This is a genomic window from Massilia antarctica (assembly GCF_015689335.1).
In the GTDB taxonomy this organism is placed as follows: domain Bacteria; phylum Pseudomonadota; class Gammaproteobacteria; order Burkholderiales; family Burkholderiaceae_D; genus Telluria_A; species Telluria_A antarctica.
Genome location: NZ_CP065053.1, coordinates 6,975,348 through 7,000,014 on the forward strand (window position 1 = coordinate 6,975,348; position 24,667 = coordinate 7,000,014).

Here is a 24,667-nt window from a genome sequence, read left to right on the forward strand (position 1 = left end):
GCCGTGTGCGCGTCTCCCGGCTTTTAACCATCAAGCAAAAGGGTCATCATGGAACGGCAAGACCGACGCCAGCAATGGCTGGACGAGGCTGCTGCAATACGCGCCAGACTGGTGGGGCGTGGCCGATCGCGCCACCTTGCATAGCAGCAGCGACATGGAATTTTTGGAAGGAATCGGTAGCGGCGCCCTGCCCCCGGCGCCGATCGCGCACTTGATGAGGATCCTGCCGATGTCGGTGGAGCCCGGCCGCGCGGTATTCCAGGGAACCCCGGCGCTGGCGCACTACAATCCGAGCGGCGTGGTGCACGGCGGCTACGCGGCAACCATGCTCGACACCGCGCTCGGCCGCGCGATCCATACGATGCTCCCGGCCGGCAAGGGATACACGACCCTGGGTAAGCGTCTTCCCAGCAACGTCTGTACTGCCTGAGCTGTCGGCGACATGATTGATTGCGGGCATAAATTGAATCGTGCCCACAACCTCGATGATGGACACAAAAATTCAAGCAGTCAGTTCACCGCGTAGACGCGGCCCGTACAGGCGGCACAGCAACGCCGTCAAGCGCGCGGTCGTTGCCAAGTCCTTCGTCGAGGGAGCATCCGTATCGCGCCTGGCGCGCCAAGCCCTGTCATGGTCACTCGGCGCGCGCAGCTCGCCAGTTCCGTTCAGGCCGTCTTCAGGAACTTTGCACGACGGCGTGCCACGCCCACGACGCCCAGGCCAAGTGCCAGCATCGCATAGGTCTCGGGTTCGGGAACGCCGCTGACGATGACGGCGCCTGGCCCGCCAATGGTCGTGCTGTACTGGCCATACTGGAAGCGTTCATAACCGGTAATCACCAGTACGTAAGACGTGTTGGCGTCCAGGTGGGTCACGAAGCCCGATGTGGTCGTACCAAGAAGATCGTCGTTACCGATCAGGGCGTTCGTCAGCGACGAGCTGGGATTGAAGCTCGGGCTGTAAAGGAAAACCAAGGAGTCAAAAACCGCCGTCGTTAAGAACGAGTACCTGCCCGCCGCGGAAACCGTGAATTTGAATTGGTTGAAGTTGACATTCGTGCCGATTGTCGACAACTCGGAAAGGTCCTCGAACGGTCGATTAAAAATGGCGGCGCCAGTCGTGTCGCCGGTGATGGTGTGGATGGAATCAGCCTGAGCGGTCGATGCAAACGCACAAAACGCCACGGCGAGCAGTGTCGATTTCAGAAACATGGTCATTCCTTATTGAGAATTGCTACGTCATTGGGTGGTAGGGCGACAGCGCAAGCAAGACCGCAGCGCTCGTAAAGAACGCCGGCCAAGTGATGACGCCGATTGTCAACTACACGCCAGGAACGGGCATGAGCAATCTGGCGGTGCAGGTCGACGGCCCAGGGCGGTACGGGCCGCAGCAAGCGCGCGGCTCATATCGCCCTGCGGCATATTTACCAGTTAACAATATCATATTGTTGATAAAATTTAGTCGTTTTTTGACACTTGTTAAACGAATTACGCTGAGGCCGCCTCTTGCTTATTCGCCGGCCAAAAACAACGAGCTAACAAGAGAAATTGCGGGTAATGGCAAGGGTGAGCCGACACAGGCGGCACTGGAGCTGAAGGTGAACCATATCCGCGCGATGAGCGATACGACCGGGCCGGTGCGGGCCGGGGCGGCGTTGGTCGGCGTGGGGGGGGGCAGGTCGGCGTTGCCCAAGCGCGCATCACCGATGCGGACGGCAAGCTGTACGCCTTTGCGACGACAACCTGCATGGACTTCGATATCAGCGCTGGTCGATGATGGAAAAATTGCCGCTGCCGTTTTGCAGCACCTTGGCGCGCAAGGCGTTGCCGGTTTGCCTGATTCGCGAGAAGTTGCCGGTCGTCCAAAAGAGCGCGCCAATCTGCATCGCGCTGGCGCGGTTGTCGCTGCCGGTCTGGATGATCTCCGATACGCTGCCGTTCAAGGTCGACGTCGCCGACGCAAGGTTCTCGTTCCCGGTCTGGACGATGGTCGAGCCATTGACCTGCCCGCTTTCATCGGCGCGGGCGACGTTGCGCTCGCCCCGTTGCACGATCGATTGGTCGACCGTGAAGGTGGTGCCGCTCTGGCGCACCCAGGCGTCGTTCGGGCCGCTGGCCAACGCCAGGGCGCTGGCGAGGGCCGATAATGCGGATTTCATGATCTGTCTCCCCATGGTTGAACTTGTTGAATCAAGTTCAAGTCTAGGGGCCGCGTTTTCAGGCCCGCCTGACGCCGATCAAGGTTCCCGGTCGCCTTCCCGCGGGCCTTGCCGCCGATGCTTACGCGGAGGCGGATTTGATCAGCAGGCAGATCGCCTCGGCGGCCATGCCCTCTTCCCGTCCAAGGTAGCCCAGCTTTTCATTGGTCTTGGCCTTGATGTTGACCTGCTGGGGCGACACGCCGATGTCTTCGGCGATGCGCGACACCATCTGCGCAATGTGCGGCGCCATCTTCGGCGCCTGGGCGATGATGGTGGCGTCGATATTGCCGATGGTGTAGCCGGTGGCGACCACGCGGTGCGCCACTTCGCGCAGCAGGGTGCGCGAATCGGCGCCGGCGAACATCGGGTCGGTGTCAGGGAAATGCTTGCCGATGTCACCCAGGCCGGCCGCGCCGAGCATCGCATCGATGATCGCATGCAGCAGGACGTCGGCGTCCGAATGGCCCAACAGGCCCATACGGTGCGGGATGACGACCCCGCCGATAATCAGTTTGCGGCCCTCGACGAGGGCGTGGCAGTCGTAGCCGGTTCCGACACGGAACGGCGGGGTGGGATTGTAGGATGCCAGTGCCATGGTCTCACTCATTTCAGGTTAAGGCGCGGCCAGGTACATCTCGGCGATCCGGATGTCCGCCGGCAGCGTCACTTTTAAATTACAGGGATGTCCTTCAACCAGCTTGGGCGACAAGCCCAGGGCCTCGACCGCACTGGCGTCATCGGTAATGACCTTGGCGTCGGTGGCCGCGGCCAGCGCATCGCACAGCAGCTTGTAGCGAAACATTTGCGGGGTCTGCGCCAGCCACAGGCCGTCGCGCGCGACGGTGCTGACGTGGGCGCCGCCGCGCTTGACGGTGTCGACCACGGGCAGTGCCAGCAGGCCGCCGACCGGATCGTCGCCGACCGCATCGATCAACTTGCCGATCAGCGCGGCGTTCAGTCCCGGCCGCGCCGCGTCGTGCACCAGCACCCAGTCATGCTCGTGCAGCTCGCCCTCCAGCGCCCGCAGGGCGTTGCGGACCGACTCCATGCGACTGGCGCCGCCGCAGCGCAGCACGGTGGCTGCGCCGGACGGCACGATGGCGTCGATATACGCGTCGTGCGCGCTGACCACGACGTAGGTATGGGCGATCAGGGGGCTCGACACGAAGGCGTCGAGCGTGTGACGCAGCATCGGCTTGGCGCCGATGGGCAAGTACTGCTTAGGGCTGTTCGATGCCATGCGCGCGCCGACGCCGGCGGCGGGGATCAGGGCAATGTAGCGCGGTGCGGTTTGCTTCATGATTGTCTTCATCGGTTTCGGTTAACCGGTCTCACAATGGACTGTACCTCACCTGCGCAAACTTTGCTCAGGCGCGCATACTCTTGCGGCGTGTCGATGGCGGCTTGTAGCGGGTCTACTTTGGCCATCTCATTTTTTATGTACGGCGCCCAACCGGTATTGAGTTCCTGTTGCAACAAGGCCATGGCTTGGCCGCGCCGCGCGTACAGGGGTTTGTCGTTGAAGCGCCTTGCCAGTGCCGCGCGCACCGTTACTTCCACTTTCGGCAAATGGTCGAGATAGGTCTTGAGGTGGCGCATCTCATGCGCAAGAATCTCCTGATATGCACAAGAACCAGGGCGAAACTCGGATCCGACGTACACCACTACCGGGCTGTACAGCAGCGCGACGGTGATCTGCGGCGCCACGCACTCGTAGCCGCTGACGGGGTCGATCAAGGTCGGCGTCTTGAGCGAGATCGTCGAGCGCGACTCGGTCTTGGTCAGGCCCAGCACGAAGGTGTTCGGCGCGCCCGGCTTCATCGCGCTCAAGCCGTGAAAGGAGACCGTGTTATTGATGGTGTAGCCGCTCGGCGTCGAGTACAAAACCGAGACCGCCTTGGCCATCGAATCCTCGCACTGCGCCTGGAAGGCGGTGCGGGCCGCCCAGCTGCTGTGCGGGCAGAATAAGGCCAGCGCGAACGCGGAAGCCAGGATCCTCATGGCGGATCAAGCCGGCGGCCAGCTTCCGCCGAGGAGTTTATCGAGCCAGAAGGCGCCGATGATGGTCTTCACGTCCGTGATCTGGCCGGTGCGGACCATGTCGAGCATCTCGGGCACGGTGGCGCTGAAGGTTTCCAGGAACTCGCCCTCGTCCAGGCGCGCCGGGCCGGCGGTGAGGCCGCGCGCGACGAACAGTTCGAGGTGCTCGTCCGAGTAGGCGATGGCGTTGTGGATGGTGCAGATGAATTGCCAGTCGGTCGCCGTGTAGCCGGTTTCTTCCTGCAACTCGCGTTTGGCGCAGGCCAGCGGTTCTTCTCCGGCATCGATTTTCCCGGCCGGGAATTCGATGAAAACTTTTCCCAGCGGATAGCGGAACTGGCGTTCGAGCAGCACCCGGCCATCGCCCTGCAGCGGCAAAATCACCACCGCGCCCGGATGGCGGATGTATTCGCGGGTGGCGACGGCGCCGTCGGGCAGGCTGACACGGTCGCGCGAGACCTTCAGGAAGCTGCCCTCGTAAGCCAGTTCGCCATCGATGCGGCGCTCTGCCAGATGATCGTCGGTGAGGTTCGGGTCCATGCGCGGCTCCAATGAATTAATGATGGCGCTTGCGCAGGTAGCGCATGACGAAGCCGGGGAATGCCAGCACGACGAACAGCGGCACGGTGATCATGTAGAACTCCTTGGCCTGGCCAAAGACATTGCCGATGCGCGCTTCGAGCAGATAGGCGATGGCGCCGACGACGAAGTACAGCACCACCATTTCCAGCACGCGCCACCAGCCCGCCTTGACTGGCCCGCGGTCGGCGCTCGCATGGCCGACCGGGATGAAGCCGAACAGCCGCTCATTCATGAACGGCAGGTTGGCCGCCGCCAGTGCCACGGCGATCGCCAACCAGCTCGATAACGACACGTCCATCAGGAACCGATAGTCTTCGTCATCGCGTTCAGGCAAGCGGCCAGCAACGGACCGGCGAATACGCCCAGCAGCACGGCCGCGATCCCGTTAATCGAAAGTACGGCGCGCATGTCGAACGGCGCGACGATCGGGGTGGTATCAAGCGGTTCGTCAAAGTACATGACCTTGACCACGCGCAGGTAGTAGAACGCGCCGATCAGCGAGAACATTACCGCGACCACGGTCAGCCACACGGCGCCGGTCGAGAGCACCGCTTCGAGCACCGCGAACTTGGCCGCGAAGCCCATCATCGGCGGCACGCCGGCCAGCGAGAACAGCAGGATCGCCATGACGGCCGCGAACCATGGGCTGCGCTTGGCCAGGCCCTTGAAGTCGTTCAGTTCCTCGGCTTCGAAGCCGGTACGCGCCAGCATCATGATCAGACCAAAAGTACCGAGGGTCGTCAGCACATAGGTGATCGAATAGTACATGGCGGCGCTGTAGGCGGCAGCGGCATTGCTGGCGTCCGGAATCGCATTCGCATCCACCGGATTGGCGACCACGCCGGCCAGAAGGCCGAGCAGCACGAAGCCCATCTGCGCAATGGTCGAATACGCGAGCATCCGTTTCAGGTTGGTCTGGGCAATCGCGGTCAGGTTACCGATCGCCAGCGACAGCACGGCCAGCACCATCAGCATCTGCTGCCAGTCGATCGCCATTGGCAGCAAGCCTTCCACCAGCAGGCGGATGCAGATCGCGAACGCCGCCAGTTTCGGCGCGCCGCCCAGCAGCAGGGTCACCGCGGTCGGCGAACCCTGGTAGACGTCAGGCACCCACATATGGAAAGGCACCACGCCGAGCTTGAACGCCAGGCCGGCCACCAGGAACACCAGGCCGAATACCAGGATGTTCAGGTTGGCGGTGGACGCCGACGCCGCCTTCGAGATTTCGCCGATATCGAGCGAACCGGTGGCGCCGTACAGCATCGAGATACCGTACAGCAGGAAGCCGGAAGCGAGCGCGCCGAGGATGAAGTACTTCATCGACGCTTCGGTCGAGACGGCGTGATCGCGGCGCAGCGCAACGAGGGCGTACAGCGACAGCGACATCAGTTCCAGGCCCAGGTAAATGATCAGCATGTTGTTACCGGAGATCATGATCATCTGACCGAGCATCGAGAACAGCGCGAGCACATAGAATTCGCCGCCCAGGTTACCGGACATCATGCCGCGCTCGGTGGCGTAAGTGCGCGAGTAGACCAGGGTGATGCCGATGGCCAGGTAGGTAAACAGCTTGAGCAGGTTCGCCATCGGGTCCGACACGAACATATTGTGGAACGTGTAGATCGTGGTGCCGGCCGCATAGTCCGAGTACGTCAGGGCGGCGCAGCCGACCAGTGCCGCCAGGGACAGCAGGTAGGTCAGGACACGCTTGCCGTCCTTGAGGAACATGTCGATCAAGAGGATCGCCGAGGCAGCGACCAGCAGGAAGATTTCGGCGTAAACCGGGATCAGGTTGGGATTCGTAGTCTGGATCATAGTCTTCTTTATTGCGGCAGTTTCGACACGGAGACTTGCTGGAGCAGGTCCGTGACCGAGGTTTGCATCGTGTCGGTGAACGGCGCAGGGTACAAGCCCATTCCGATCACGGCGATGGCCAGGACGCCGAGCATGAAGAACTCGCGCTTGTTCAGGTCCGTCAGTTCAGCAACATGCTTGTTGGCGATATCGCCGAACACCACGCGCTTGACCATCCACAGCGAGTAGGCCGCGCCGAAAATCAGGGCGGTACCGGCCAAGAGGCCAATCCAGAAGTTGAACTGCACCGCACCGAGGATGACGGTGAATTCGCCGATGAAGCCGGACGTCGCGGGCAGGCCGCAGTTGGCCATCGAGAACAGCACGATCAACGCCGAGAATTTCGGCATGCGGTTCACTACCCCTCCGTAGTCGGCGATCTGGCGCGAGTGCATGCGGTCGTACAGCACGCCGATACACAGGAACATGGCGGCCGAGATGAAGCCGTGCGAGATCATCTGCGCGATCGCGCCGGTCACGGAAATCTGGTTGAACATGAAGAAGCCCATGGTCACGAAACCCATGTGCGCGATCGACGAGTAGGCGACCAGTTTTTTCATGTCCTTCTGGACCAGGGCGACCAGGCCGATGTAGATCACGGCGATCAAGGACAGGGTGATGATGAAGCCACCCATGTAGTGCGAGGCGTCAGGGGTGATCGGCAGCGAAAAGCGCAGGAAGCCATACGCGCCCAGTTTGAGCATGATCGCGGCCAGCACGGCCGAACCGCCCGTTGGCGCTTCGACGTGGACGTCGGGCAGCCAGGTGTGGACCGGGAACATCGGCACCTTGACGGCAAACGCCATCAGGAAGGCCAGGAAGATGAAGGTCTGTTCTTTCATCGTCAGCGGCAGCTTGTGCCACGTCAGGATGTCGAAGCTGCCGCCAGCGGCGTTGTACAGGTAGATGATCGCAACGAGGGTCAGCAGGGAACCCATGAAGGTGTACAGGAAGAACTTGAACGACGCGTACACGCGGTTCTCGCCACCGAACACGCCGATGATGATGAACATCGGGATCAGGGTCGCTTCGAAGAAGAAGTAGAACAGCAAGCCGTCCATGGCGCAGAACACGCCGATCATCAGGCCCGACAGGATCAGGAAGGAGCCCATGTACTGCGCCACGCGCTTCTCGATCACTTCCCACGCCGAGATGACGACGATGATGGTGATGAAGGCCGTCAGCGGCACCAGCCACAGCGACAAACCATCGATCGCCAGGGAGTACATGATGTTGAAGCGGCCGATCCACGGCGTGCTTTCAACGAACTGCATGCCATGCGCGGCACTGTCGAAGTGCTGCACCAGCGGCAGGGTCACCAGGAAGCAGGCGACGGAGCCGATCAAGGCCATCCAGCGCGTCAGCCCCGGCTTGTCGTCGCGGCCTATCGCAAGAATGGCCGCACCAAGGACAATCGGGAGCCAGATCGCCAGGCTCAGATACGGAGGGAAGTTAGAAATCGTAGACTGCATCATGTTTTGTTGTCTTTGCGTGTCTGATTAAGCGTGCCAGAACGGGAGGAAGTACATCAGCGCGCCGAGCACCCCGATGATCATCACAAACGCGTAGTGGTAGATATAGCCGGTCTGTCCGAGACGGACGATGGACGAGAACCAGCCAACCAGTTTCGCGCTTCCGTTGACGACCAGGCCATCGATCAGGCCCTTGTCGCCGATGTTCCACAAGCCGTTGCCGAGCAGGCGCGCGCCACCGGCGAACACCACGTCGTTGAACTTGTCCATGTAGTACTTATTGTCCAACAAGGTATGGATCGGACGCAGCGCCTTGAAGATGGCGGCAGGGACGCGCGGGTTGATCATGTAGCAGTAGTACGACGAGGCCACGCCGGCAATCGCCAGCCACAGCACCGGCGAGGTCAGGCTGTGGATCACCATGGCCAGCGGGCCATGGAATTCTTCGGCCAGTTCGTGCATCGCGTGGTGATTCTCGCCGACGAAAATGACGCCCTTGAAGAAGTCGCCGAACAGCATAGGACCGATGGTCAGGTAGCCGATGATCACCGAAGGAATCGCCAGCAGGATCAGTGGCAACGTCACCACCAGCGGCGACTCGTGCGGCTTCTGGCCCGGGGCCAGGCCATGGTGGCCGTGGTCGTGATCTGCATCGGAATCGGCATGCGATTCCTCGTGGGCATCCGAATCGTGGCCGTGGCTGTGATGATCGGTGTTCGCCTTGCCGAAACGTTCTTCGCCGTGGAACACCAGGAAGTACATGCGGAAGGAGTAGAACGCCGTGACGAACACGCCGGCCATCACCGCGAAGTAGGCAAAGCCCGAACCCCAGATATGGCTTGCGTGGACCGCTTCGATGATGCTGTCCTTCGAGTAGAAACCCGAGAAACCAGGGGTACCGATCAGCGCCAGGGAGCCAAGCAGCGCGGTGATCCAGGTGATCGGCATGTACTTGCGCAGGCCGCCCATGTTGCGGATGTCCTGGTCGTGGTGCATGCCGATGATGACCGAGCCGGCGCCGAGGAACAGCAGCGCTTTGAAGAACGCGTGCGTCATCAGGTGGAACACGGCGACCGAGTAGGCGGACGAACCGAGTGCCACCGTCATGTAGCCGAGCTGCGACAGGGTCGAGTAAGCGACCACGCGCTTGATGTCGTTCTGGATGATGCCCAAAAAGCCCATGAACAGCGCCGTGATCGAACCGATCACCAGCACGAAGGACAGCGCGGTGTCGGACAGTTCGAACAGCGGCGACATGCGCGCCACCATGAAGATGCCGGCGGTGACCATGGTCGCGGCGTGGATCAGTGCGGAGATCGGGGTCGGGCCTTCCATCGAATCGGGCAGCCAGACGTGCAGCGGGAACTGGGCCGATTTGCCCATCGCGCCAATGAACAGGCAGATACAGGCGACCGACAGCAGCATCCAGTCCGAACCCGGCAGGGTCATCAGGGCCAGGGCTTCGCGTTTGGCGAACACTTCCTGGTAATTCATGGAACCGGCGAACGCCAGCAGCAGTCCGATACCGAGGATGAAACCGAAGTCGCCGACCCGGTTGACCAAAAAGGCCTTCATGTTGGCGAAGATCGCGGTCGGACGGGTGTACCAGAAACCGATCAACAGATAGGAGACCAGGCCCACGGCTTCCCAGCCGAAGAACAGCTGCAGGAAGTTATTGGCCATGACCAGCATCAGCATCGCGAACGTAAACAGCGAGATGTACGCGAAGAAGCGGTTGTAGCCTTCGTCTTCGGCCATGTAGCCGATGGTATAGATGTGCACCATCAGCGACACGAAGGTGACGACGCACATCATCATCGCCGACAGGGCATCGATCTGGAAGCCGACTTCCATTTTCAGGGTACCGACGGTCATCCAGTTATAGATGGTGCCGTTGAAGGTGGCGCCGTCCTGCACGGCCATCAAGGTCTGCACCGACAGGACCAGCGCGATCAGCACGCCCAAAATCGTGACGGTATGCGACGTTTTACGGCCGACCAGGTTACCGAAGAATTTTGTTCCGAACAAGCCCGCAATCACCGCACCAGCCAGCGGCGCCAGTGGTACGGCAAGAAGGACGTTAGGGTTAAGAAGTTGCCCCGCCATGTTGAACCTTAATCGTTATGTATTCGAGTATGAATGTAAGCGCCAAACGGACCGGATTAGCCTTTGAGGGTATCGAGGTCTTCCACATTGATGGTGTCCAGGTTACGGAACAGGACCACCAGGATCGCGAGGCCGATTGCCGATTCGGCGGCGGCCACGGTCAGGATGAAGAAGACGAAGATCTGCCCCGCCGCGTCGCCCAGGTAGTGGGAAAACGCGATGAAGTTCAAATTCACGGCCAGCAGCATCAATTCAATCGCCATCAGCAGCACGATGACGTTTTTGCGGTTCAGGAAGATCCCGACGATCGAGATCGCGAACAGGATCGCGCCCAGGACCAGGTAGTGTGCGAGCGATAAGGTCATTTTGTCTCCTTGGGTGCGGCAACCGGCGGCGTGACGACGGGCGCGGTGGCGGCCGCCTGGGCTTCGGCGGCGGCCAGCGCGGCCGCTTTCGATGCCGCGTCGATGGCGGGCTGGTCGACCACGGCCATCTTCACGATGCGCAGGCGGTCGTTGCGCTTGACGCGCACGGCGTCGCCCGGGTTGAAGGCCTTGGTATCCTTGCGGCGACGCAGGGTCAGCGCGACGGCGGCCACAATCGCCACCAGCAGGATCGCCGCGGCGATCTCGAAGCCGAGGATGTACTTGGTGTAGATCAGCATGCCCAATTCCTTGGTGCCGCCGATGTTCGCGCCCACCGTGTCGGCATCCTGGCCCACCTTCATGAAGCCGCGCCACAGCACCGCCGCCATTTCCAGCACGATCAGCGCGCCGATACCGGTGGCCAGCGGCAGGTAAGACCAGAAGCCCTCCCGCATGCGGTCCATATTAATATCGAGCATCATGACCACGAACAGGAACAGCACCATCACCGCGCCCACATACACGAGCACCAGCACGATGGCCAGGAACTCGGCCTTGAGCAGCATCCAGATGCCGGCCGCATTGAAGAACGCGAGCACCAGGAACAGTGCCGCGTGGACCGGATTGCGGGCAGTGATAACGCGGGTCGCGGCGAGAATCATAATCGCCGAGAACACGTAGAACAATACAGTTTTAAATTCCATAACTAACCCAGAGGACTTGCAGTTAAATGTGCTAAATACATCGTTTGCCAAATACTAGCGGTAAGGGGCATCGGCCGCGCGCGCGGCGGCGATGTCATCCTCGTAGCGATCGCCGACAGCGAGCAACATCTCTTTCGTATAGTACAGATCGCCGCGTTTTTCGCCGTGGTATTCCAGCACGTGCGTCTCGACGATCGAGTCGACCGGGCAGGATTCTTCGCAGAAGCCGCAGAAAATGCACTTGGTCAGGTCGATGTCGTAGCGCGTGGTGCGGCGCGAGCCGTCGTCACGCTGTTCCGATTCGATCGTGATGGCCATGGCCGGGCACACCGCTTCGCACAGCTTGCAGGCAATGCAGCGCTCTTCCCCGTTGGGGTAGCGGCGCAGCGCATGCAGGCCGCGGAAACGCGGCGACATCGGGGTCTTCTCTTCCGGATACTGCACGGTGATCTTGCGCGAGAACGCATAGCGTCCGGTCAGCGCCAATCCCTTGATCAGTTCGGTCAGCAGCATGCTGCTGAAAAAGTCTTTCACTCGTTCCATTTTGTATTCCTTACTTCCAAATGTTCCAGGATGTCTGCATCCAGCCTGCGACCAGGACCAGCCATACCAGGGTCACCGGAATGAAAATCTTCCAGCCCAAACGCATGATCTGGTCATAGCGATAGCGCGGGAAGGTGCCGCGAACCCAGATGAACAGCGAGACAATCACAAAGGCCTTGGCGAACAGCCAGAAGAAGCCGAGGAAGCCGCCCAGCACGCCGCCAACTTCCATGAAGGCGAACGGCGCGTGCCAGCCACCGAGGAACATGATCGATGCCAGAGTGCCGATCAGGATCATGTTGGCGTATTCGGCCAGCATGAACATGGCGTAGGACATGCCCGAGTATTCAACCATGTGGCCGGCCACGATTTCCGATTCGCCTTCGACGACGTCGAACGGGGAACGGTTGCATTCGGCCAGACCCGAGGTCAGGTAGACCACGAACAGCGGCAGCAGCGGCCACACGTTCCACGACAACATCGAGATGCCATGCGAGACGCCCCAGCCGATGTTCTGGCCGCCGACGATGTCGGAGAAATTCAGGCTGCCCGACACCATCAGAATCACCACCAGCACGAAGCCGATGGGAATTTCGTAGGAAATCATCTGGGCCGAGGCGCGCATCGCGCCCATGAACGAGTATTTCGAGTTCGACGCCCAGCCGGCGATGATGATGCCGTACACCTCGATCGAGGTGATCGCCATCAACAGCAGCAGGCCGGCATTGACGTCGGCCAGGGCGATGCCAGGACCGAAAGGCACCACCACCCAGGCAGCCAGCGCCGGCATGATGGTCATGATCGGACCGAGGATGAACAGGCCGCCCGATGCCTTGGCCGGCACCACGATCTCTTTGAAGAGCAGTTTGAGCGCATCGGCGATCGGTTGCAGCAGACCCATCGGGCCGACCCGGTTGGGGCCGATCCGGATCTGGATCCAGCCGATCAGCTTGCGTTCCCACAGGGTCGCGTAGGCAACCAGGCCCATCAGCGGCAGCAAGACGCACACAATCTTGACCAGGGTCCAGATTACCGGCCAGACGTAGCCGATATTGGTCGCGCCCCAGGCGTTGACGCCATTAATCATGTCAGGCAGAGCCATCAGATCCCCTCCCCTGCTTTTTCAACGGTGATAGCACCGAACATCGCGCCCAAGGTGGCGGTTGCCGGGTGCGCCGAGGCGACACGCACGGTGTTCGCGGGCAGGCGGGCATCGACGCCAGCCACCAGGATGGCCGAACCGGAACCTTGCGTGACCTTGACCTTGGCGCCAGCCTGCACACCGAGCTTGTCGGCCAGGGCCGAAGGCAAGGTGACCAGCGGCGCGTTGGCGTCGGCGGTGCGCAGCAGCGGTTCGGAACGGCGCGCGATGGCGTCGGCGAAGTAGATCGGCACGTCGGTGATACGCTCCAGGGCACCGCTGGTGCCGAAGGTCGCGGACTTCAGGACGGCCTTGCCGGTGTTGTTCAGCTTGGCCGACAGGTCGGTCACGCCTTTGCCGAACAGCTCGTCGCGGATCGCTTCGGAGGTGTCGTATTCGAAACCGGACAAGCCAAGCAGATTACCCATCACGCGCAGCACTTTCCATGCCGGACGGGTATCGCCGAGCGGTTTGACGGTGCCGTTGAAACTCTGTGCGCGGCCTTCGCAGTTCACGAAGGTGCCCGAGGTTTCGCTGAATGGCGAAATCGGCAGCAGCACGTCGGCGTACTCGAAACCATGCTGGAAGGCCGACATGACGACGACCATTTCGGCGGCGTCGAGCGCGGCGCGGGCTTGCTGCGGGTTGGCGCAATCGAGCTCAGGCTCGGCGTTAAGCAGCACGTAGGCTTTTTTCGGTACCGAGAAGGCCGGTGCGGCATTCTTGGCGGTCGCGCCGACGAGGTAGCCGCCAACCGTGTTGGCCGCTTCCGTCAGGTAGCCGAATTTGGCACCGGTCTGTTCGGCGATCCACTGCGCAGCCGCATGCAGCGCGGACGCTTGCGGATGGTGCGCGGCGGCGTTGCCCATCAAGACCACACCAGGCAGGTTCTCGTCGCCGGTGTTCAGGCTGGCGGCGATGGCCTTGGCGGCGTCGGTCGCTTCAATGCCTTCGAAGCCGGCTGGGGCAGCGACGCCCTTGGCGGCGGCGACAGCGGCCACGATGCTTGATACGGCAGCGAGCCAGTCGGACGGCGCGGCGATGATCTTGTTGGCGGTCGGGATCAAGAGTTCATCATCCGAGGCGTGCACCAGGGACAGCTTGGCGCCGCCCTTGACCGCGGCGCGCAGGCGCGTGGCGACCAAAGGATGATCCTTGCGGATGAACGAGCCGATGACGAGCGCGCGCTTGACCGTCGACAGGTCGGCGATCGGCATGCCCAGCCATGGGGTGACCTGGCCGTCCAGCGCGAAATCGCTCTGGCGCAGGCGGAAGTCGATGTTCTCGGAACCGATGCCGCGCATCGCTTTTTGCAACAGGTGCAGCTCTTCGACCGTCGAATGGGCGGTGGCGAGGGCGGCGATGCTGTCTGCGCCATGCTCATGCTTGATATTGCGCAAGCCGTGCGCCACGTATTCGAGCGCGGTTTGCCAGTCGGTCTCGGCCCACTGGCCGCCCTGCTTGATCATCGGCTTGGTCAGACGCGACTGGTTGTCCAGCGCTTCGTATGAGAAACGGTCTTTGTCCGAAATCCAGCATTCATTGATCGCATCGTTTTCCAGCGGCAGGACGCGCATGACTTTGCCGCCCTTGACCTGAACGATCAGGTTGGTGCCGAGCGAATCGTGCGGGCTGACCGATTTGCGGCGCGACAATTCCCAGGTACGGGCGCTGTAGCGGAACGGCTTCGAGGTCAGTGCGCCGACCGGGCACAGGTCGATCATATTGCCCGACACTTCAGAATCGACGGTCTTGCCGACGAAGGAAGTGATTTCAGCGTGTTCGCCGCGACCCAGCATGCCCAGTTCCATGACGCCGGCCACTTCCTGGCCGAAACGCACGCAGCGGGTGCAGTGGATGCAACGGGTCATTTCCTGCATCGAGATCAGCGGACCGGCATCTTTCGGCGGCACCACCCGTTTTTCTTCTTCGTAGCGCGAGTTCGATTTGCCGTAGCCGACCGCCAAGTCTTGCAACTGGCATTCGCCGCCCTGGTCGCAGATCGGGCAGTCGAGCGGGTGGTTGATCAGCAAGAATTCCATCACGGATTTCTGTGCCTGCACCGCCTTCTCGCTGTTCGAGCGCACGATCATGCCCGCCGAGACCGGCGTGGCGCAAGCCGGCAAAGGCTTCGGTGCCTTCTCGACTTCAACCAGGCACATGCGGCAGTTCGCTGCGATCGACAATTTCTTGTGATAGCAGAAGTGCGGAATGTAGGTGCCCAGCTTGTTGGCCGCGTCCATCACCATGCTACCCGGTGGGACTTCTACCTTCTTACCGTCAATTTCAATTTCAACCATGAGAGTTCTCTGGCCTTAGATATAAGCAGGCACCAGACAGTGCTTGTGCTCGATGTGATATTCAAATTCTTCGCGGAAGTTCTTCACGAAAGCGCGTACCGGCATCGCCGCCGCATCACCGAGGGCGCAAATGGTGCGGCCCTGGATGTTGTCGGCGATCGAGTTGAGCATGTCCAGGTCGTCGGGACGGCCCTGGCCGTGCTCGATGCGGTGGACCATGCGGTACATCCAACCCGTGCCTTCGCGGCACGGCGTGCACTGGCCGCAAGACTCTTCATAATAGAAATACGACAGGCGCAGCAGCGACTTGACCATGCAGCGCGTCTCGTCCATGACGATCACGGCGCCCGAACCGAGCATCGAGCCGGCCTTGGCGATCGAATCGTAGTCGAGATCGGTGTTCATCATCACGTCGCCGCGGATCACCGGGGCGGACGAACCGCCGGGAATGACCGCCTTGATCTTTTTACCGCCGCGCATGCCGCCAGCCAGTTCCAGCAACTTGGCGAATGGCGTGCCGAGCGGCACTTCGTAGTTGCCCGGCAGGTTGACGTCGCCCGAGATCGAGAAAATCTTGCTGCCGCCATTGTTCGGCTTGCCGATGGCGGCGTACTTCTCGCCACCCATGTTCAGCAGGAACGGCACGGCGGCGAAGGTTTCGGTGTTGTTGATCGTGGTCGGCTTGCCGTACAGGCCGAACGAGGCCGGGAACGGCGGCTTGAAGCGCGGCTGGCCCTTCTTGCCTTCGAGCGATTCGAGCAGCGCGGTTTCTTCGCCGCAGATGTAGGCGCCGTAACCGTGGGCGGCGTGCAGCTGGAAGTTGAATTCGCTGCCCATGATCTTGTCGCCCAGGAAGCCGGCGGCACGCGCCTCGTCCAGTGCGTCTTCAAAGCGCGCGTATTCGGCCCAGATTTCGCCGTGGATGTAGTTGTAGCCGACCGTGATGCCCATCGCGTAGGCGCCGATGGCCATGCCTTCGATCAGCGCGTGCGGATTGTAGCGAATGATGTCGCGGTCCTTGAACGTGCCCGGCTCGCCTTCGTCGGTATTGCAGACGAGGTATTTCTGGCCCGGGAACTGGCGCGGCATGAAGCTCCACTTCAAGCCCGTGGGGAAACCGGCGCCGCCACGGCCGCGCAGGGAACCGGCTTTCAGTTCGGCGATGATCGCTTCCGGCGTGATTTTTTCTTCCAGGATGCGGCGCAGCGCGGAGTAGCCGCCACGGTTCACGTAATCCTGTAAATGCCAGTTCTGGCCGTCGAGGCCGGCCAGGATGACCGGGTCGATGTGACGTGAGTGGAGCGATGTCATTTCTTGAGTTCCTCGACCAGTGCGTCGATTTTGCTATCCGACATCAGGCTGCACATGCGCTTGTTATTAACCAGCATCACCGGCGCGTCGGCGCAAGCGCCCATGCACTCGCCTTCGACCAGGGTGAACTGGCCGTCGGCCGAGGTGGCGCGGTAGCCGATGCCCAGTTTTTCTTGCAGGTAGTGCCCGGCGTGCTCGCCGCCCGACAGGGCGCACGGCAGGTTGGTGCACACGCTGATCTTGTACTTGCCGACCGGCTTGACGTTGTACATATTGTAGAAGGTGGCCACTTCCTGCACGGCGATGGCGGGCATGCCGAGGTAATCGGCCACGTCCTGCATCACTTCCGGCGGGAGCCAGCCTTTTTCATCCTGGGCAATGGCGAGCGCCGCCATGACCGCGGACTCTTTATGGTCGGGCGGATACTTGGCGACTTCACGGTCGATTTTTTTGTATGACTGCTCTGATAACAACATGGTTGTGCCTCAAATGGGTCGACAGCTTAGCGGTCGATACTGCCGAATACGATGTCCTGGGTGCCGATGATGGTGACGGCGTCGGCCAGCATGTGGCCGCGCGCCATTTCGTCCAGGCTTTGCAAGTGCGCATAGTCGGGGGTGCGGATCTTCAGGCGGTACGGCTTGTTGGCGCCGTCCGACACGATGTAGATCCCGAACTCGCCCTTCGGATGCTCGACCGCGGCATACGCTTCGCCCGGCGGCACGTGGAAGCCTTCGGTAAACAGCTTGAAGTGGTGAATCAAGGATTCCATGTTCGACTTCATCTCGGTGCGCTTTGGCGGCGCGACCTTGTGGTTGTCGGTCATGACCGGACCCGGATTGGCGCGCAGCCAGGCCGATGCTTGCTTGATGATGCGGTTCGACTGGCGCATCTCTTCCACGCGCACCAGGTAACGGTCGTAGCAATCGCCATTGGTACCGACCGGGACGTCGAAGTCCATCTTGTCGTACACGGCGTACGGCTGCTTCTTGCGCAAATCCCATTCCACGCCGGAGCCGCGCAGCATGGCGCCGGTAAAGCCCATGGCTTTCGCCGCTTCCGGGCTGACCACGCCGATGCCGACGGTACGCTGTTTCCAGATACGGTTGTCGGTCAGCAGGGTTTCGTATTCGTCGACATAGGTGACGAAACGCTTGCAGAAGTCGTCGAGGAAGTCGAGCAGCGAGCCCTGGCGGTGTTCGTTCAGTTCGTCGATGGCCTTGGCGCTGCGGATGATCGAGGCTTTGTGCTTCGGCATCGCATCCGGCAGGTCGCGGTACACGCCGCCCGGACGGTAGTAGGCCGCGTGCATGCGCGCGCCGGATACCGCTTCGTAGCAGTCGAACAAGTCTTCACGGTCGCGGAAAGCGTACAGGAAAGGACCCATGGCGCCGACGTCGAGCGCGTGCGTGCCGAGCCACATCAGGTGGTTCAGCAGGCGCGTGATTTCGTCGAACATGACGCGGATATACTGGGCGCGCACGGGCACGTCGATGCCGAGCAGCTTCTCGATCGCCATCACGTAACCGTGCTCATTGCTCATCATCGACACATAGTCGAGACGGTCCATGTAAGGCACCGATTGCAGGTAAGTGCGGGTCTCGGCCAGCTTTTCGGTGGCGCGGTGCAACAGGCCGATGTGCGGGTCGGCGCGCTGGATCACTTCGCCGTCCAGTTCGAGCACCAGGCGCAGCACGCCGTGCGCGGCCGGGTGCTGCGGACCGAAGTTGAGGGTGTAGTTCTTAATTTCAGCCATTATTTCATCCCGTAGGTTTCTTCGCGGATCACGCGCGGAATGATTTCACGCGGCTCGATCGTCACGGCTTGGTAGATCACGCGCTTCTGTTCGGGGTCGTAACGCATTTCGACGTAACCGGACATCGGGAAGTCCTTGCGGAACGGATGGCCGATGAAGCCGTAGTCGGTGAGGATGCGGCGCAGGTCGTTATGGCCTTCGAACAGGATGCCGTACAGGTCGAACGCTTCGCGCTCGTACCAGTTGACGGAACGCCACAGCTCAACCACCGATGGCAGCACCGGCGTATCGTCGTCTTCGGCGAACACGCGCACGCGCACCCGCCAGTTGTGTTCGATCGACAACAGGTGCGAGACGGCGGCGAAGCGCGCGCCCTCCCAGCTGCCTTCGCCGTAGGTGGAATAATCCACGCCGCACAGGTCGAGCAGTTGTTCGAATTTGAGCGCGGGATGGTCGCGCAGGGTCTGCATCGCGGCGATATAGCCGGCGGCCTTGACCACTACGGTCACTTCGCCCAGCGCCACGGAAATAGCGGCGCCCTCACCCAATGCGGTGCGCAGGGCGAGTTCAAGGGCTTCGAGTTTTGTCGTCATGGTGGAAACCGCTTCTTAACGTGCGATGGTATTGGTGCGCTTGATCTTGTTCTGCAATTGCAGAATTCCGTACAGCAGCGCTTCAGCGGTCGGCGGACAGCCCGGCACGTAGACATCGACCGGCACGATGCGGTCGCAACCGCGCACCACCGAGTACGAATAGTGATAGTAACCGCCGCCGTTGGCGCAGGAACCCATCGAGATGACCCAGCGCGGTTCCGGCATCTGGTCGTAGACCTTGCGCAGGGCGGGCGCCATCTTGTTGCACAAGGTGCCGGCGACGATCATCACGTCGGACTGGCGCGGCGAGGGACGGAACACGACGCCGAAGCGGTCCATGTCGTAGCGGGCCGCGCCCGTGTGCATCATTTCGACGGCGCAGCAAGCCAGGCCGAACGTCATCGGGAACATCGACCCGGTACGCGCCCAGTTGATCAGCTTGTCTGCTGTCGTGGTGATGAAACCTTCGTTTAATACGCCTTCAATTGACATGGCTTATTCCCAATCAAGGGCACCTTTCTTCCAGATATACCAAAAACCGACCACAAACTCGGCGATGAACACCATCATCGTCACGAAGCCGGACCAGCCCAGCTCACGCATGGAGACGCCCCAGGGGAAGAAGAATGCCGTTTCCAGATCAAACAAAATAAACAGGATTGCCACCAGATAGTAGCGGACGTCGAACTTCATGCGCGCGTCTTCGAACGCTTCAAAGCCGCACTCGTAAGGCGACAGTTTGGCGGAATCGGGCTTGTGGGGAGAGAGCAGATATCCGAGTACCTGCGGGACGACACCGACACCGATGCCGACCAGGATGAACATCAGGACGGGGAAATAATTATCGAGGTTCACTTGATGAGCCTATGTTGAACGATCGGTTAATGAAACACTGCATGTCGCAGCGCCCTACCGCACGAACCTGGCTTGAACCTTGCCACCAGGACCGAACGACTGATCCTCGCAAAAAAGCCAGCTTAGGCATAAACATATTCGCTTATGCAACCTTGCTGGCTTTTATATTCTTGGTGCCGACGGCGAGACTCGAACTCGCACAGGCTTTCGCCCACTACCCCCTCAAGATAGCGTGTCTACCAATTTCACCACGTCGGCATTGAGTCCGCTATTCTAACATTGTTACATCACTGTATTCAATGCAAAATTGCGCGAAAACAAGGATAAAACAGAAAAACCTTACTTCTTTTTGATACTGATCAATATTCGATCATGCTGCCTGCGCTAACTAATACTCTGTGCGCGGGCAGTATTCTACCAGAATTGAATTACTTTGGCACGGGATTAACAGGTACTTCCGGTACGTTTGTCGCCGCTGCCGGCGCAGCGGCAGGAACAGCGCCACCGGTCACTGGCGCATTCGGCGCCGCCACGGGAGCTGCCGGTGCGGTGGACGGGATGGCGCCCGGGCCGGTCGCTGGCGCCGGCGCTGGTGCCGTCACGGTAGCGCGGTCCATCACACCGCCGCCGGCGTGGTTCTTGTTTTTGGTGGCAAAGAACGCCAGGCCCAGGGTCGCACCGAAAAACACCGCGGCGGCCACGCCGGTCGACTTCGACATGAAGTTCGAGGAGCCGGTGGCGCCGAACAGACTGCCGGACGCGCCGGAACCGAAGGCCGCTCCCATATCGGCGCCCTTGCCATGCTGCAGCAAGACCAGACCGATAATCGCCAGAGCGGAAATAACCTGTACAACAACTACCAGATTGAACAACGTGTTCATTGCTTATTCCATTCCAAGTTTAACAACAATAATATTTCAATTGGCTGCATGAAGGATGGCAAGGAAATCCGCCGCCTTCAGTGCCGCCCCGCCGATCAAGCCGCCGTCGATATCAGGCTGAGCCATCAATTCCAGGGCGTTATCGGGCTTCATGCTGCCGCCGTACAAAATCTGCACTGTCTCGGCCGCTACTGCATTCTTGGCCATCAGCTGCGCGCGCAACTGGGCATGGACTTCCTGGGCCATGGCTGGCGTGGCCGTCTTGCCGGTGCCGATCGCCCAGACCGGTTCGTAGGCGACGACAATCTGCGCCATCCGCTCGCCCACCAGGTCGAGCACGGCGCCAAGCTGGCCCGACACCACGGCGGCGGTCTGGCCGGCATCACGTTCGGCCAGGGTTTCGCCGACGCACACGATCGGGGTCATGCCCGCGTCGAGGACGGCGACGGTTTTCTTCGCCACCAGCTCGCTGCTTTCGCCATGATAGGCGCGCCGCTCGGAGTGGCCGACGATGACGTACGTGCACGCAAAATCGGCCAGCATGGCTGCCGCGACTTCGCCGGTGAAGGCGCCGCCCGGCTGGGCCGAGACATCCTGCGCGCCCCAGGCCACCGGGCTGCCGCTCAAGGCATCCTGGCACTGGGACAGATAGGGTGCCGGCGCACACACGGCACAAGAGGCATCAGCGGCATTCACACCAGCGACAATGCCAGCCAACAGGCTTGCATTCGCGGCACGGCTGCCATTCATCTTCCAATTTCCTACGACGAGTTTGCGACGCATAGTAGCCCAGATTTAATTAACCCGCTATTTTAACCCCCGATCCGATGTCGGTCAAACAAAGGCCGGGGGCAGTTGCCAGCCGATCACACCACTTGCAGCATGATCTTCCCGATATGGGTGGAACTCTCCATCAGCGCGTGGGCCTGGGCGGCCTGTTCGAGGGGGAAGGTCTTGAAAATGACGGGGCCGATCTTGCCCGCTTCGAACAGCGGCCAGACGTGTTCGCGCAGATTGGCGGCGATGGCGCCCTTGAAGGCGACCGGGCGCGGGCGCAGGGTCGAGCCGGAAATGGTCAGGCGGCGGCGCAGCACCTGGCCCAGGTCGATCGTCGCCTTGGCGCCGCCCAGCAGGGCGATCAGGGCGATGCGGCCATCGTCGGCCAGGCAATCGATTTCGCGCGGCAGGTAGTCGCCGCCGACCATGTCGAGGATGACGTCGACACCCTTGTTGTCGGTGAGCGCCTTGACCACGGCGGCGAAGTCTTCGGCCCTGTAATCGATGCCGCGTTCGGCGCCGAGCGCTTCGGTGGCGCGGCATTTGGCGGCGCTGCCGGCGGTGGCGAATACGCGCAGGCCGAAGGCGGCGGCGAGCTGGATGGCGGTCACGCCGATGCCGGAGGTACCGCCCTGCACCAGCAGGGTTTCGCCGGCGGCCAGTCTGGCGCGGTCGAACACGTTGCTCCAGACCGTGAAGTAGTTTTCAGGCAGGGAGGCCGCTTCGAGCGCGGACAGGCCGGCGGGCACGGGCAGGCATTGCTGGAGCGGGGCGGCGCAGAATTCGGCGTAGCCGCCGCCCTGGACCAGGGCGCACACCATGTCGCCTTGCCGGAAGGTGCTGCCGGACAGGTCGCCGCCGACGATCTCGCCGGCCACTTCGAGGCCCGGCAGGTCGGACGCGCCCGGCGGGACCGGGTAATGGCCGAGGCGCTGCAGCACGTCGGGACGATTGATGCCGGCCGCGTGCACGCGGATCAGCACTGCGCCGGGTTTCAGTTCAGGGACGGGACGCTCGCACAGTTGCAGAACATCGGGAGGGCCGGGTTGCTTGATTTCGATGGCACGCATGGGATGGGGCTCGCTGGAAGCAAAAGGCGATTGTACGGGAAGTGGGGTTAGGCCGTCGCTCCCGCCACCACCGTCGTTCCCGCCACCTCTACGTCGTTCCCGCCACCTCTACGTCGTTCCCGCCACCTCTACGTCGTTCCCGCCACCTCTACGTCGTTCCCGCCACCTCTACGTCGTTCCCGCCACCTCTACGTCGTTCCCGCGAAGGCGGGAACCCAAGTTTGTACCGCAGCCACTGGCGGATCAACGTAATTGGGTTCCCGCCTTCGCGGGAACGACGGCGGGCGACGCAGGCACCGCCAGCACAATCTACCCCATCCCTGCCCCGCTACGCGATTGCCTCGGCAACGGCGTCCCCGGACGCCACGCGCGCGACAGCGCCTGCGCCTCGTCGATCTGCTCCTGCGTCATGCGCTTGGCGATCGCCGCCCTCTGCTCGGTCGCATTCGCATTGCCAGCGGCCGCCGCCAGGTTCCACAACATATACGCCAGCACCTTATCCTGCGGCATGCCCGCCGCGTGATACCGGTACATCAGCCCCAGCGCATGCTGCGCCTCCGCATGCCCCTGCTCGGCCGCCTTGCGGAACCACGCGATCGCTTCCTTGTGATCAAGCGGCACCGCATTGCCGGTGTAGTACATCGCCCCCACCACATACTGCGCATCGGCCTTGCCCTGCTCGGCCGCCTTGCGGTGCCACAGCATGGCTTGCTTGTAGTCGCGCGCCACCCCGCGTCCCATGTAATACATGAGGCCGAGCAAATGCTGGGCCTCCACATGCCCCGCCCGCGCCAGCGGCGCGACTTCCCTCAGCGCGCGCGCATAGTCGCGCGCATTGTAGGCGTTGGCGCCTTCGGTAAAGCCGGCCAGCGCGCTGCCGTGCAGGCCAAGTGCGACAATCATCGCAACAAGTAATTTTTTCATGGTTCGCGTATCGCACCAGGAGCGGCTTGCCCGCCCTGTTGATCCAGTCGTCCGTCGTACATGGATAGCATGACGGTTATTTCCAGCTGACTTTGCCAAGGCCATCAACCTTGACATTGCGGTTGGGCGGCTTGCCGTACACCGTCACCGAACCGAGCCCGCTCAGGCGCAGGGTTGCGCTCTGGCGCGCCATCACCGCGGCATTGCCTAGTCCGTTCAAGTCGAGGGTCACGCTATCGACCTGGAAGTGCTGGGCGTCGAGTCCGCCCAAGCCGCCCAGATTGACCTTGAGCCACTTCGCGCCGCCGCTCAGGGTCGCATACCCTGCCCCGCGCAGCACCAGGTCCACACCGTCGCTGGCCACGCCCTGCAGGTTCATGCTGCCTACCCCGCCCAGGCTGGCGCTGACGAGACGGTAATTGCAATTGACCTTCATCGAACCGGCCCCCTCCAGCGACAGCTCCAGCTCGTCGCCCGAAAAACCGCTGACATCGGTCCAGCCGATGCTTTCGGACGCTACTTCGCGCAAGGTCGGCAGGGTCAGTTCGGCCCGCACGCTGTGGCCGCGCCCTTCGCTGCCGATCGACAAGGTGTCGCCATCCTGCTCGGTGGTGATGGAGCTCATCAGACGCTTGTCGCCGCTGATGACCAGACTGGGCACGGCGCCCTGGCGCAGGCGCAAATCGATGGCCCCGTCCAGCCTGACCCGCTGCGCCCTGGCATCGACCATGCGCGTTTCGGTGACACTGCCGTCCGACGCGGCGCTGGCCGGGGCAAACAAGGTGCACAAGGCTGCCGCCAGCGCGCCGGCGTGGAAAAACTGATTCATTGCGCGTCTCCAGATCTTCTTATCGATGCCGGTCGGGCCGGCCGGTACGTACACTACCAGCAAGCGCGGCGGCATTCCAGCTTATTGTGGCAACTGCGCTTTTTCAGCGGCGCTCAGGCGGCGCGCGCTGACCACCACCACCGGCATGACGGCGCCGGGGGCAGCTGCGGCGGCAACGCCCGGCGCACTGCGCTGGAGCGGCGCGCCGGCCGTGGCGAAGGTGGTGGCGCCGATGACGGCGACAACGGCAAGAAAGATGGCTTCCATGTGTTTGGCGATGTTCATGATGCGCTCCTCGGCTTGGGTTCGATGACGTGGCGGTATGCTGTCACTTTAGCCATGCGGCGCGCAGGCTTCCACCGG

At 61.8% G+C, this 24,667-nt stretch carries 28 protein-coding genes and 1 tRNA gene; 1 reads left to right on the forward strand and 28 read right to left on the reverse strand.

Annotation, left to right across the window (positions count from 1 at the left end):
• Window positions 1-154: 154 nt before the first annotated feature.
• Complete coding sequence (locus IV454_RS30585; RefSeq protein ID WP_206089365.1) at window positions 155-430, forward strand: PaaI family thioesterase; 276 nt, start codon at window positions 155-157, stop codon at window positions 428-430.
• A 236-nt stretch (window positions 431-666) separates the two neighbouring features.
• On the opposite strand, the gene IV454_RS30590 is transcribed toward IV454_RS30585, so the two are convergent.
• The 28 genes from IV454_RS30590 to IV454_RS30725 all read right to left on the reverse strand — a co-directional run bounded on the left by IV454_RS30590 (window position 667) and on the right by IV454_RS30725 (window position 24,589).
• Entirely contained in the window at window positions 667-1,212 is a 546-nt protein-coding gene (locus tag IV454_RS30590; protein ID WP_206089366.1) for an FxDxF family PEP-CTERM protein, read from the reverse strand.
• A 548-nt stretch (window positions 1,213-1,760) separates the two neighbouring features.
• Entirely contained in the window at window positions 1,761-2,159 is a 399-nt protein-coding gene (locus tag IV454_RS30595; protein ID WP_206089367.1) for a hypothetical protein, read from the reverse strand.
• A gap of 121 nt (window positions 2,160-2,280) precedes the next feature.
• Window positions 2,281-2,796: a 2-C-methyl-D-erythritol 2,4-cyclodiphosphate synthase gene (ispF, locus tag IV454_RS30600; protein ID WP_054263633.1), complete on the reverse strand. Its 516-nt coding sequence runs from the start codon at window positions 2,794-2,796 to the stop codon at window positions 2,281-2,283.
• 18 nt (window positions 2,797-2,814) lie between these two features.
• Window positions 2,815-3,501 (reverse strand): 2-C-methyl-D-erythritol 4-phosphate cytidylyltransferase, encoded by a 687-nt coding sequence (gene ispD / locus IV454_RS30605; RefSeq protein WP_206089368.1) that lies wholly within the window; start codon window positions 3,499-3,501, stop codon window positions 2,815-2,817.
• An 8-nt stretch (window positions 3,502-3,509) separates the two neighbouring features.
• A complete protein-coding gene (locus IV454_RS30610) occupies window positions 3,510-4,202 on the reverse strand; it encodes a hypothetical protein (protein ID WP_206089369.1) in 693 nt (230 codons plus the stop codon).
• A 6-nt stretch (window positions 4,203-4,208) separates the two neighbouring features.
• Window positions 4,209-4,781 (reverse strand): NUDIX domain-containing protein, encoded by a 573-nt coding sequence (locus IV454_RS30615; protein WP_206089370.1) that lies wholly within the window; start codon window positions 4,779-4,781, stop codon window positions 4,209-4,211.
• Between the two features lie 16 nt (window positions 4,782-4,797).
• Window positions 4,798-5,121: a DUF2818 family protein gene (locus tag IV454_RS30620; RefSeq protein WP_206089371.1), complete on the reverse strand. Its 324-nt coding sequence runs from the start codon at window positions 5,119-5,121 to the stop codon at window positions 4,798-4,800.
• Window positions 5,121-6,638: an NADH-quinone oxidoreductase subunit NuoN gene (gene nuoN, locus IV454_RS30625; protein ID WP_206089372.1), complete on the reverse strand. Its 1,518-nt coding sequence runs from the start codon at window positions 6,636-6,638 to the stop codon at window positions 5,121-5,123. The genes IV454_RS30620 and nuoN overlap by 1 nt, the downstream gene beginning before the upstream one ends.
• An 8-nt stretch (window positions 6,639-6,646) precedes the next feature.
• Window positions 6,647-8,152: an NADH-quinone oxidoreductase subunit M gene (locus tag IV454_RS30630; protein WP_206089373.1), complete on the reverse strand. Its 1,506-nt coding sequence runs from the start codon at window positions 8,150-8,152 to the stop codon at window positions 6,647-6,649.
• Window positions 8,153-8,176: 24 nt separating this feature from the next.
• Entirely contained in the window at window positions 8,177-10,255 is a 2,079-nt protein-coding gene (nuoL, locus tag IV454_RS30635) for an NADH-quinone oxidoreductase subunit L (RefSeq protein ID WP_206089374.1), read from the reverse strand.
• 56 nt (window positions 10,256-10,311) lie between these two features.
• The gene (gene nuoK / locus IV454_RS30640; protein WP_054263640.1) at window positions 10,312-10,620 is read right to left on the reverse strand and encodes an NADH-quinone oxidoreductase subunit NuoK; all 309 of its coding nucleotides are present in this window, start codon (window positions 10,618-10,620) and stop codon (window positions 10,312-10,314) included.
• A complete protein-coding gene (locus tag IV454_RS30645; protein ID WP_054263641.1) occupies window positions 10,617-11,324 on the reverse strand; it encodes an NADH-quinone oxidoreductase subunit J in 708 nt (235 codons plus the stop codon). The genes nuoK and IV454_RS30645 overlap by 4 nt, the downstream gene beginning before the upstream one ends.
• Before the next feature lie 54 nt (window positions 11,325-11,378).
• On the reverse strand, window positions 11,379-11,867 hold the full coding sequence (nuoI, locus tag IV454_RS30650; protein WP_054263642.1) for an NADH-quinone oxidoreductase subunit NuoI: 489 nt from the start codon (window positions 11,865-11,867) through the stop codon (window positions 11,379-11,381).
• A 10-nt stretch (window positions 11,868-11,877) separates the two neighbouring features.
• Window positions 11,878-12,969 carry an NADH-quinone oxidoreductase subunit NuoH gene (gene nuoH / locus IV454_RS30655; RefSeq protein ID WP_206089375.1) on the reverse strand — a complete coding sequence of 364 codons (1,092 nt, stop codon included), beginning with the start codon at window positions 12,967-12,969 and terminating at the stop codon, window positions 11,878-11,880.
• Entirely contained in the window at window positions 12,969-15,308 is a 2,340-nt protein-coding gene (nuoG, locus tag IV454_RS30660; protein WP_206089376.1) for an NADH-quinone oxidoreductase subunit NuoG, read from the reverse strand. The genes nuoH and nuoG overlap by 1 nt, the downstream gene beginning before the upstream one ends.
• Before the next feature lie 15 nt (window positions 15,309-15,323).
• Complete coding sequence (gene nuoF / locus IV454_RS30665) at window positions 15,324-16,619, reverse strand: NADH-quinone oxidoreductase subunit NuoF (RefSeq protein ID WP_054263645.1); 1,296 nt, start codon at window positions 16,617-16,619, stop codon at window positions 15,324-15,326.
• A complete protein-coding gene (gene nuoE, locus IV454_RS30670) occupies window positions 16,616-17,095 on the reverse strand; it encodes an NADH-quinone oxidoreductase subunit NuoE (RefSeq protein WP_166886563.1) in 480 nt (159 codons plus the stop codon). The genes nuoF and nuoE overlap by 4 nt, the downstream gene beginning before the upstream one ends.
• A 26-nt stretch (window positions 17,096-17,121) precedes the next feature.
• The gene (locus IV454_RS30675) at window positions 17,122-18,375 is read right to left on the reverse strand and encodes an NADH-quinone oxidoreductase subunit D (RefSeq protein WP_054263647.1); all 1,254 of its coding nucleotides are present in this window, start codon (window positions 18,373-18,375) and stop codon (window positions 17,122-17,124) included.
• Entirely contained in the window at window positions 18,375-18,968 is a 594-nt protein-coding gene (locus IV454_RS30680) for an NADH-quinone oxidoreductase subunit C (protein ID WP_206089377.1), read from the reverse strand. Before IV454_RS30680 ends, IV454_RS30675 begins: the two co-directional genes overlap by 1 nt.
• A gap of 15 nt (window positions 18,969-18,983) precedes the next feature.
• Window positions 18,984-19,460, reverse strand: coding sequence for a NuoB/complex I 20 kDa subunit family protein (locus IV454_RS30685; protein ID WP_054263649.1), 477 nt, complete (start codon window positions 19,458-19,460; stop codon window positions 18,984-18,986).
• A 3-nt stretch (window positions 19,461-19,463) separates the two neighbouring features.
• The gene (locus tag IV454_RS30690; RefSeq protein ID WP_054263650.1) at window positions 19,464-19,823 is read right to left on the reverse strand and encodes an NADH-quinone oxidoreductase subunit A; all 360 of its coding nucleotides are present in this window, start codon (window positions 19,821-19,823) and stop codon (window positions 19,464-19,466) included.
• A gap of 171 nt (window positions 19,824-19,994) precedes the next feature.
• Window positions 19,995-20,081: transfer RNA gene (locus tag IV454_RS30695), tRNA-Leu, on the reverse strand.
• A 170-nt stretch (window positions 20,082-20,251) separates the two neighbouring features.
• The gene (gene secG / locus IV454_RS30700; protein WP_206089378.1) at window positions 20,252-20,704 is read right to left on the reverse strand and encodes a preprotein translocase subunit SecG; all 453 of its coding nucleotides are present in this window, start codon (window positions 20,702-20,704) and stop codon (window positions 20,252-20,254) included.
• A gap of 36 nt (window positions 20,705-20,740) precedes the next feature.
• Window positions 20,741-21,487, reverse strand: a complete 747-nt coding sequence (gene tpiA, locus IV454_RS30705) for a triose-phosphate isomerase (protein ID WP_206089379.1) — start codon at window positions 21,485-21,487, stop codon at window positions 20,741-20,743.
• Window positions 21,488-21,570: 83 nt separating this feature from the next.
• The gene (locus IV454_RS30710; protein WP_206089380.1) at window positions 21,571-22,551 is read right to left on the reverse strand and encodes an NAD(P)H-quinone oxidoreductase; all 981 of its coding nucleotides are present in this window, start codon (window positions 22,549-22,551) and stop codon (window positions 21,571-21,573) included.
• A gap of 309 nt (window positions 22,552-22,860) precedes the next feature.
• Window positions 22,861-23,475, reverse strand: coding sequence for a tetratricopeptide repeat protein (locus tag IV454_RS30715; protein WP_206089381.1), 615 nt, complete (start codon window positions 23,473-23,475; stop codon window positions 22,861-22,863).
• 76 nt (window positions 23,476-23,551) lie between these two features.
• Entirely contained in the window at window positions 23,552-24,304 is a 753-nt protein-coding gene (locus IV454_RS30720) for a GIN domain-containing protein (RefSeq protein WP_206089382.1), read from the reverse strand.
• A gap of 81 nt (window positions 24,305-24,385) precedes the next feature.
• Window positions 24,386-24,589: a hypothetical protein gene (locus IV454_RS30725; protein WP_054263655.1), complete on the reverse strand. Its 204-nt coding sequence runs from the start codon at window positions 24,587-24,589 to the stop codon at window positions 24,386-24,388.
• Window positions 24,590-24,667: the final 78 nt, after the last annotated feature.